The 8116-nt window shown below is 64.7% G+C and carries 6 protein-coding genes and 1 pseudogene; 1 reads left to right on the top strand and 6 read right to left on the bottom strand.

The annotated features are described in order from the left end of the window. The 6 genes from PMI42_RS11630 to PMI42_RS11605 form a co-directional block, all read right to left on the bottom strand. Nucleotides 1-1347: HAMP domain-containing protein (locus PMI42_RS11630; protein ID WP_008133955.1), on the bottom strand; the 1347-nt coding region annotated here is incomplete at its 3' end. Between the two features lie 365 nt (nucleotides 1348-1712). Then, the gene (locus PMI42_RS11625; RefSeq protein ID WP_008133954.1) at nucleotides 1713-3722 is read right to left on the bottom strand and encodes a methyl-accepting chemotaxis protein; all 2010 of its coding nucleotides are present in this window, start codon (nucleotides 3720-3722) and stop codon (nucleotides 1713-1715) included. 272 nt (nucleotides 3723-3994) lie between these two features. After that, nucleotides 3995-6541, bottom strand: a complete 2547-nt coding sequence (locus tag PMI42_RS11620; protein WP_008133952.1) for an HWE histidine kinase domain-containing protein — start codon at nucleotides 6539-6541, stop codon at nucleotides 3995-3997. Then, on the bottom strand, nucleotides 6538-7122 hold the full coding sequence (locus PMI42_RS11615) for a biliverdin-producing heme oxygenase (protein ID WP_008133951.1): 585 nt from the start codon (nucleotides 7120-7122) through the stop codon (nucleotides 6538-6540). Before PMI42_RS11615 ends, PMI42_RS11620 begins: the two co-directional genes overlap by 4 nt. A gap of 123 nt (nucleotides 7123-7245) precedes the next feature. Next, complete coding sequence (locus PMI42_RS11610) at nucleotides 7246-7386, bottom strand: YjiS-like domain-containing protein (protein ID WP_240535227.1); 141 nt, start codon at nucleotides 7384-7386, stop codon at nucleotides 7246-7248. Nucleotides 7387-7466: 80 nt separating this feature from the next. Then, nucleotides 7467-7910, bottom strand: a complete 444-nt coding sequence (locus tag PMI42_RS11605; RefSeq protein WP_008133950.1) for a nuclear transport factor 2 family protein — start codon at nucleotides 7908-7910, stop codon at nucleotides 7467-7469. 91 nt (nucleotides 7911-8001) lie between these two features. On the opposite strand from PMI42_RS11605, the pseudogene PMI42_RS40410 reads away from it, so the two are divergent. Further along, nucleotides 8002-8116 (top strand): annotated as a pseudogene (locus PMI42_RS40410) (LysR family transcriptional regulator); the annotation flags it as partial.

Here is an 8116-nt window from a genome sequence, read left to right as displayed (position 1 = left end):
CACGTTGGCGGAGGCTTCCTGCGACGCCGAGGCCACTTCCGTCGACAGATCGCGGGCGCGCGTGGCCGTGTTGGTCAGGGTGCCAGCCGACGCTTCGAGCTCGGTCGACGCCGACGACACGGTGTCGACGATCTCGCCCACCGCGCGCTCGAATTCACCGGCCAGATTCCGCATGTCGGCCTTGCGCTGCTCGGCCTGCCGCGCCTCGGTCGCCACCTGCTCTTCGCGCAGGCGCTCGGTCTCGACCATGCTCTCCTTGAACACCTGGATCGCCTTGGCCATGTCGCCGATCTCGTCGCGATGGCCCCGGCCGGGAATCTCGACCTTGAGATCGCCGCCGGCAAGCGCGCCCATCGCGCGGGTCATGGTGGTCAGGGGCCCTGCGATGCTGCGCCCGATCAGGAAGGCGACGAGGCCGCCGAACACGACGGCAAGAGCGCCGGCGATCTCCTGAATCAACGTCGTGTTCGAGATGACGCCATTGGCGAGCGCGCGCGACTTCTGGTAATCGGCCTTCAGGCCGGTTTCCGCGACCTTCAGCTTGTCGACGCTCTCCGCGATCAAGGGCGCGATATTGTTGCGGTAGATTTCGTCGGCTTCGAGGACCGCCGCAGACGCCGTCTCGAACGCCGCCTTGTAGACCGACAGCGCGGTCTTGACCGGTCCGAGCGTGGCCTTGACCTCGTCCGGCAGCCCCTCCTTCTCCAGCGCCACCAGGCGCTGCTGCGCCTGATCGGCGTTGGCCCGGAAGGTAGCGGGCCCCTTGACGTCCCGCAGTGCGAGGAAACGCCAGTTTGCGACACGGACCAGCAGGATCTTGGATTCGAGGTCGGCAACGGAGCTGGTGATGTAGGTATCACCGGTCGCGGCCGCCGCCGCGGCGACCTTGCCGGAACTGGCGGTGAGCTCGTCGCCGCCGGCGAGCAGAGCGGCCTTGCCCTTCGTCGCCGCGTTGATGGCGGCGCCCATGCGTTCGCGCAGCGACTTCATCTTCTCGATGTCGCCGACGAGGCCGTTGTAGATCTTGAGCCGCTCTTCGGAGATCGTCGACTTGGCCGCAGCTTTCAACAGCTCGACCGTCGCCGCCTCGCGCTCCGCGGCTTCCTTGAAGGCAGGCTCGTCGGCGTCGTAGATGTAGCGCAGATTGGCGCGCCGCAGCGCCTGGAGGTTGATGGAGATTTCCTGGACGCGCGCCGTGTTGTCCGCGAGCGAGGAGAGGCGCGCCATCTGGCCCTGGACCGCTCCCAAATTCCAGATCGCAACGCCGGCCATGATCAGGCCAACGACCACAAGTATCGAAAACCCGGCGTAGAGACGCCCCCGGATATTCAAACGCAAGCTCGGCATCTTCACCGTCCATCCATAGCAGGAGAGATGGAGCAGCCAAACGACTCCCCGACGTCGCAACGGCCACCCGCCCAGCAGCAACCACCTTTCGGAGATTCGCGCTGCACCGCGGCACAGTGAAGAATACTTCTTAATTCAATGCTGCATTTGCCGCGCATCGACTACGGAGGACCGCGCGAAAAATGCTGTGAGCACGATCGGCGCCGCCAATTCTGCGGTCATCTGAACAAGAATGCGGCAATCGAAACTTGTCCGGCATGCACCCGGGAAGCCGCCCGCGCGATCGAGCCGCAGAATCCACCCGCGCCGCCATCGCAGGTCCACGCGCATGCGCGTGGACCTTTGCTTTGAGAGGTCCGCCGCGATCAGGCGGCGTGGACCGAACTCAGGAATTTGGCGACTTCCTGCTTCAACCGGTTGCTGTCAGACGACAGCGAGCGCGCCGCCGACAGCACCTGCGAGGACGCCGAGCCGGTCTCGGAGGCACCGCGCTGCACGTCGCCGATATTGGTCGAGACGCGCTGGGTGCCGTGGGCGGCCTGCTGGACGTTGCGCGAGATTTCCTGCGTCGCCGCGCCCTGCTGCTCCACCGCCGCCGCAACCGTCGAGGAAATCTCCGACAGCCGCTCGATGGTGCCGCTGATCTCCCTGATCGAACCGACGGACTCTTCCGTCGCGGCCTGGATGCCGGAGACCTGCTGGGCGATCTCGCCGGTAGCCTTTGCGGTCTGCTCGGCCAGCGCCTTGACCTCGGAGGCGACCACGGCAAAGCCGCGGCCGGCCTCACCGGCGCGCGCCGCCTCGATGGTGGCGTTCAGTGCCAGAAGGTTGGTCTGGCCGGCGATGGTGCTGATCAGCTCGACCACGTCGCCGATGCGGGCGGCCGCCTTGGAGAGCTCGCCGACGCGATCGTTGGTCCGGCTCGCCTGCCCCACGGCCTCGCTGGCGATGCGCGCGGATTCCTGCACCTGGCGGGCGATCTCCGAGACCGAGGAGGACAGCTCTTCGGTCGCGGACGCAACAGCCTGCACGTTGGCGGAGGCTTCCTGAGATGCGGAGGCCACCTCGCCCGACAAATCCTGGGCGCGCGTCGCGGTCGCCGTCAGCGTGCCGGCGGAAGCCTCGAGCTCGCTCGATGCCGACGACACGGTGTCGACGATCTCGCCCACCGCCTGCTCGAACTGATCGGCGAGCCTGACCATGTCTTTCTTGCGACTCTCGGCCTGCCGCGCCTCGACCTCGGCCTGCTCGTGGCGTAGGCGCTCGGTGTCGATCATGTTGTCCTTGAACACCTCGATTGCCTTGGCCATGTCGCCGATCTCGTCGGCCTTGCCGCGCCCCGGAATCTCGATCGCGAGATTGCCTCCGGCCAACTGCCCCATCGCGCGCGTCATCGAGGTCAGGGGACCCACGATGCTGCGGGCGATCAGGAAGGCGACGATGCCGCCGAACAGGATCGCAAGACCGCCGGCCATCTCCTGAACCGACGTCGTGCCCGCGATCACCGCTTCGGCGTTGCTACGCGAGTCCTTGTAGTCCTTCTTCAGGGTAACTTCCGCGACCTTGAGCTTGCCGATGCTCTCGACGATGAGGGGAGCGAGGTTCTTGTGGTAGATCTCGTCGGCCTGGAGCATCGCGGCCGACGTCGTCTCGAATGCGGATTTGTAGATTCCGAGCGAGCTCTTCACCGGCGCAAGGGTGGTTCGCAGTTCCGTCGCCTGCGGGCTCTTTTCCAGCGCCGTGAGCCGCTGCATGGCCCTGTCGACATTCGTCCTGAAGTTTGCCGGCCCCTTGACGTCGCGAAGGGCCAGGAAACGCCAGTTTGCGATTTGAACGAGAAGCAGCCTGGATTCGAGGTCCGCAACGAGGGACGCGGTGTCTTCATCGACGGCCGCGCGCGCCGCATCGACCAGTTTGCCCATCTTGACGGTCAGTTCGTCGCCGCTCGGCAACAGCGTCGCCTTGCCCGTTCTCGCCTCGTTGACGGCGTCGCCGAGATTATCGCGCAGGCTCTTCATCTTCGCGATGTCGGCGATCAGGTCGTTGTAGAGCTTTTTTCGCTCCTCCGAGGCCGTACCATTCGCGCCGACCTTCAACAGCTCCGTCGCAGCAGTCTCCCGCTCCGAAGCCTCCTTCATCGCGGGCTCGCTGGCGTCGTAGATGTAGCGCAGATTGGCCCGCTGGATCGCCTGGAGATGGGTCGAGATCTCCAGCACCCGCGCGGTGCTGTCCGAAAACGCCGAGGCCTTTGCGACCTGGCCCTGCACCGACTGCAAATTCCAGACGGCGACCACCGCCATCACAAGTCCGACCGCCACCAAGGCCATGAAGCCGGCATAGAGACGGCCCCTGATCCGCAAACGAAAGCTCGGCATTCCCACTGTCCACCCAGAAGCATGTGAATTCTGGCGGACGCACGACTCTGGCGATCGTCACGGCCACCCTGGCAGCCGCGCGTCGCGCCTTGCACGACTCACGCTGCACCGCGGCACAATGCAGGACACTCGTTAATTGAACCTTCTGATTTTTCGCGCATGTCTGCACAGAGGTGGACAAAATCTGCTGATTTTGTCGGCAGCTGCGCAAGGTTTTGGCGCGAGACAAGCAGGCCGGTGCAGAGTGCTGCAGGCGCTGCCGGAGTGAACGTTTATTGGGCGCTCGCCTGCGTCATTTTGCCAAGCGCGTTCTCGACCACTTCCAGCGTGTAGGGCTTCTGGATCACCGGCGCTGCAGCCAGGTCCACCGGAATCGGCGCGCGCTCGCCATAGCCGGTCGCGAAGATGAAGGGCACGCCGATCTCTTTCAGCTTCTGCGCCACCTTGATGCTGCTCTCGTTGCCGAGGTTGAGATCGAGCAGGGCAAAGCCCGGACGTGTGCGCTCGATCGACCGCAGGGCCTGATCGACGCTGGCGGCGGTGTCGACATGGCGGGCGCCAAGGTCGAGCAGGATGACCTCCGCGGCCATCGCAATGATCAGATTGTCCTCGACGATCAGTGCCGTGTCGGAGATCCGGGGACGGGTGGATTGCTGCTCTTCGACGCGCATGGCGGCTCCTGCGATGGACGGCATCAGTTGGACGAGATTGCCGGGAATGACGAACGTCGCCTGCACGCCGAGCAGGTCGAAACGGATCTCGGCATCGCCCTTGAGATCGTAGGGCACCGACCGCTCGATGATGGTGGTGCCGAACCCCCGGCGGGTCGGCGGCTGCACCGGAGGGCCGCCGCTCTCCTTCCATTCGATCACGAGGCTCGAGCTCGGATCGAGTTTCCAGATCACCTCCACTTGTCCCGTGGAGTCGGCGAGCGCGCCGTATTTCGCCGAATTCGTCATCATCTCGTGCACCACGAGGGCGAGCGTCGCAAACGCCTTCGGATCGAGCGCGACGTCCGGCCCGCCCATCTTGATGCGTCCTGCCCGGGCCCCGAGATAGGCACCGGCCTCCGATTCCACGAGCGTACGCAAGGCGACCGGCGCCCAATTCAGGTTGGTGATCTGGTCATGGGCGCGCGCCAGGGCCTGGATGCGTCCGCCGAGCACGCTCGCGAACTCCTCCACGCTCGTTGCGGTATCCTTGCTCTGCGCCACCAGCGCGCGGACGAGGCTGAGAATGTTACGAACGCGATGATTGAGCTCGGCAATCATCAGTTCCTGACGCTCCTGGGCGCCACGGCGCTCCCTCGCGGCAAGGTCGGAGAGCTGCAGGATCACCTCGAGCAGCGTGACGCGCAGGCTCTCCGCGATCCGGATGTCGGCCGATGTCCAGGGCTTCGATTGGCCTGCGACAGTTTCCTGCCATAGCTCGAAGCTCTTGCGCGGCGTCAGGCGCGGCCCATTCGGCCCTTCGTCATACACCTTCTCGGGCGCTCCGGCCCAATTGACCGATCGCACCACCTCGCGGCGGAAGAAGATCAGGCAGTCGCGCGGCGTCCGCGAAATAGGGATGGCGAGAAAGCCGGCGGCCCGGTCCCGGAACGCTTCCCCTGCGGCGTAGAGCTTGGCGATCTCTGCGCTGGCACATATCCGCCCCGGAGAGGTCCGGTTGATGAACGCGACGAGGTCCTTGACCTCGTTCTCGGTCGGCGTCTCGCCGTCGAGCGTAATCTTGTTCTCGGACCATATCGCCACGCCGTCGCACGCGATCATCTTGCGGTATTCGCCGACGAAATCGACGATTGCCCGGCGGCTATGCTCATGGGCCGCGACGGTCTCGATCAGCCGCTCCTGGAGCCGGTGGGCGCTCGCCTCGTAGGCGACATCGCTCTCGCGCTCCCGCCCCTCCACGATCCAGGAAAACATCTGTCCGAACAGCTCGGCGGCCGTGCGCTTCTCGAACGAGATGTAGCGCGGCGAATAATGGTGGCAGGCGAACAGGCCCCACAGCTTGCCGTCGCGCAGGATCGACACCGACATCGAGGCGCCGACGCCCATGTTGCGTAAATATTCGATGTGGATCGGCGATACCGAGCGGAGCACGCTCATGGAGAGATCGAGCAGTCCCGCGTTATGCGTGGCGGTCGACAGCAGCGCGGCGGGCTTCTGGTCGATATCCGCGATGATCCGCAACCAGTTGCGCTGATAGAGGATGCGGGCCTGCTTTGGGATGTCGGAGGCCGGATAGTGCAGGCCGAGAAACCGCTCCAGCCTTGCTTCCGCGGCTTCGGCAATCACCTCGCCCGATCCGTCCGGATGAAACTGATAGACCATGACGCGGTCGAATCCGGTCAACACCTTGAGCTGGCGCGCCGCCTCGCGGGCAAGCTCGGTCATGCCGCGCGTCTTGCGGATGCGATCCAGCATCAGGCGGACGAGCTCGCCGGAATTGACACCGGGCTCGTTGACGCTCGGCTCCGCCTCGACAACGAGATAGGCGCCGGAAAAATGGATCGAGAGATCGTAGAGCGGCTTGCCCGGCTGGAGCTCGACGCCGAACAGGCGCTCGGTCGCGTCGGGTCCGCTGAGATGATCGACACGGCTGCGGATGGTCTCGACCGCTGATTCCGAGATCACGCGCGACAACGGCTGCTGGAGCAGATCGGCAACATCGGCGCCGAGGAAGCTGCCGACATTGTCGGACGCCATGCAGATCGTGAAATCCGACAGCACCGTGAGCATAAAGCCGAATGGCTGGACGCTGCCGGGAATATGGATCGGCTCGCGATCGCAATTGGTGAGGTTGACCGCCTCGTTCATACGCGGTCCGCCGCCTGCTCGAACGCGGCGAAAGCGCTGCGCGCCGCCTCGATTGCTTCGTCCTCGTCGCAACTGTGGTTACTGGCGAGCTTCGACAAAAAGCTCTGCCAGAGCCGCTGGCCGGTGCCATGCCTGAGATAGGCGGTGGCTTCACCGATTCGCGGATCGGCGGAATCCGCGACCGTCTTGAGCAGGAATTTCGCCCCGAGGCGGGAGCCCTCCAGCACATACATCGTGCCGAGCACACCGCTCCGCGTCATCGGCAACACCGATACCGTCGCATGCGCGTCTCGGCCGAGCCGTTCGAGATCCGCCGCAATCGCGGCACCGCGTGCCCGCTCCGGCCAATCCGGAAACATCCTGGCGACACCGGCCTCGACGAGCGCAGCTTCAAGCGGAAGAAGAGCGCCAGCGCTGGCCTGCAGAAAGCGGCGATAACCTGAGAAGACGGTGAGGTCGAATGCGGAAAGCTGCGCATCGAGCTCCCGGTGCGCCGCCGATGTTGCATCTCTCAGTCGTTCGCGGAGTCCGGAGCAGCTGCGGTCCACATATGTCGAAACGTCCGTAGCCTCAGCCAGCATAGAATTCCCAACGCGCGCGATGCCGGGAGCGCAATTGCCCCAGAACCGAGCGAACGCCGGCGGGAACCCAAAGGTTCCCGCGGCGCCGGAAAAAAGAGCAGCGGGGAACCGCCGGTCCATTCACTATTTTCGCCGGTGAGGCTTATGGAGCTCGTAGGCAATCTCCGACCGGGTCATTCCGCAGTCCTGAAGCTCCCGCTCGGTCATGGCGACGAGCTGACACCGGGCCCGGGACCGCTCCCGCCTGATACGGATGACCTCCATCATCGTCCGCCACGCCTGCGCGACAATCGACGGCTTTAGCCGACAGGACCTTTCGGTGGTCGCGACATCATTCAATCCGATCAGCTCGCGGCCCTCACGGGTGTTTGCGGAAAGGGACCCAGCGCTTTCTCGGTCAGGATCGAGTCGCAATACTCCCGAATCTCCTTGATCCTGCCGTCCTCGAGACGGAACACCAGGCAGTAGTCGTTGTCGTAGCGCACGCCCTCGGGGGTGACGTTGTCGCCCTTGGCCTCCACCACGACAATGTCGCCATCGGCGATGAAGCGGTGGGCCACGGTGCGCGTCCGGTCGCGCAGGCGGGTGCGCACATAGCCGTGCAGATCGCCGAGGATCGCCTCCTTGCCCGCGAAGGTGCGCGACCAGGAATACTGGCCGGTCACGACCCATCTGGCGTCGTCGGCAAGGCTTGCGGCGAACAGCGATCGGTCGCGCACGGCCGGATCGGGGTTGGCGGCGGCGGCGAAAATGTCCTGCATCAGTTTCTTGTTGGCGCTCGCACTCATGGCGGCATCTCCTTGTGGTGGCAACACGGAGATGATCACTGCTGGCTAATCATTCTTCAAATCTATAGCGAATATGATATCTATTCTCCCTATGAATTTGAATTCGCTCGATCTCAATCTCTTGACCGCGCTCGACGCGCTGCTGCGCGAGGCCAATGTCAGCCGCGCGGCGATGCGCATCGGCCTGTCGCAGCCGGCGACCAGCC

Source organism: Bradyrhizobium sp. YR681 (assembly GCF_000282615.1).
Classification (GTDB): Bacteria; Pseudomonadota; Alphaproteobacteria; order Rhizobiales; family Xanthobacteraceae; genus Bradyrhizobium.
This window is presented reverse-complemented; position numbering and strand designations above follow the sequence as displayed.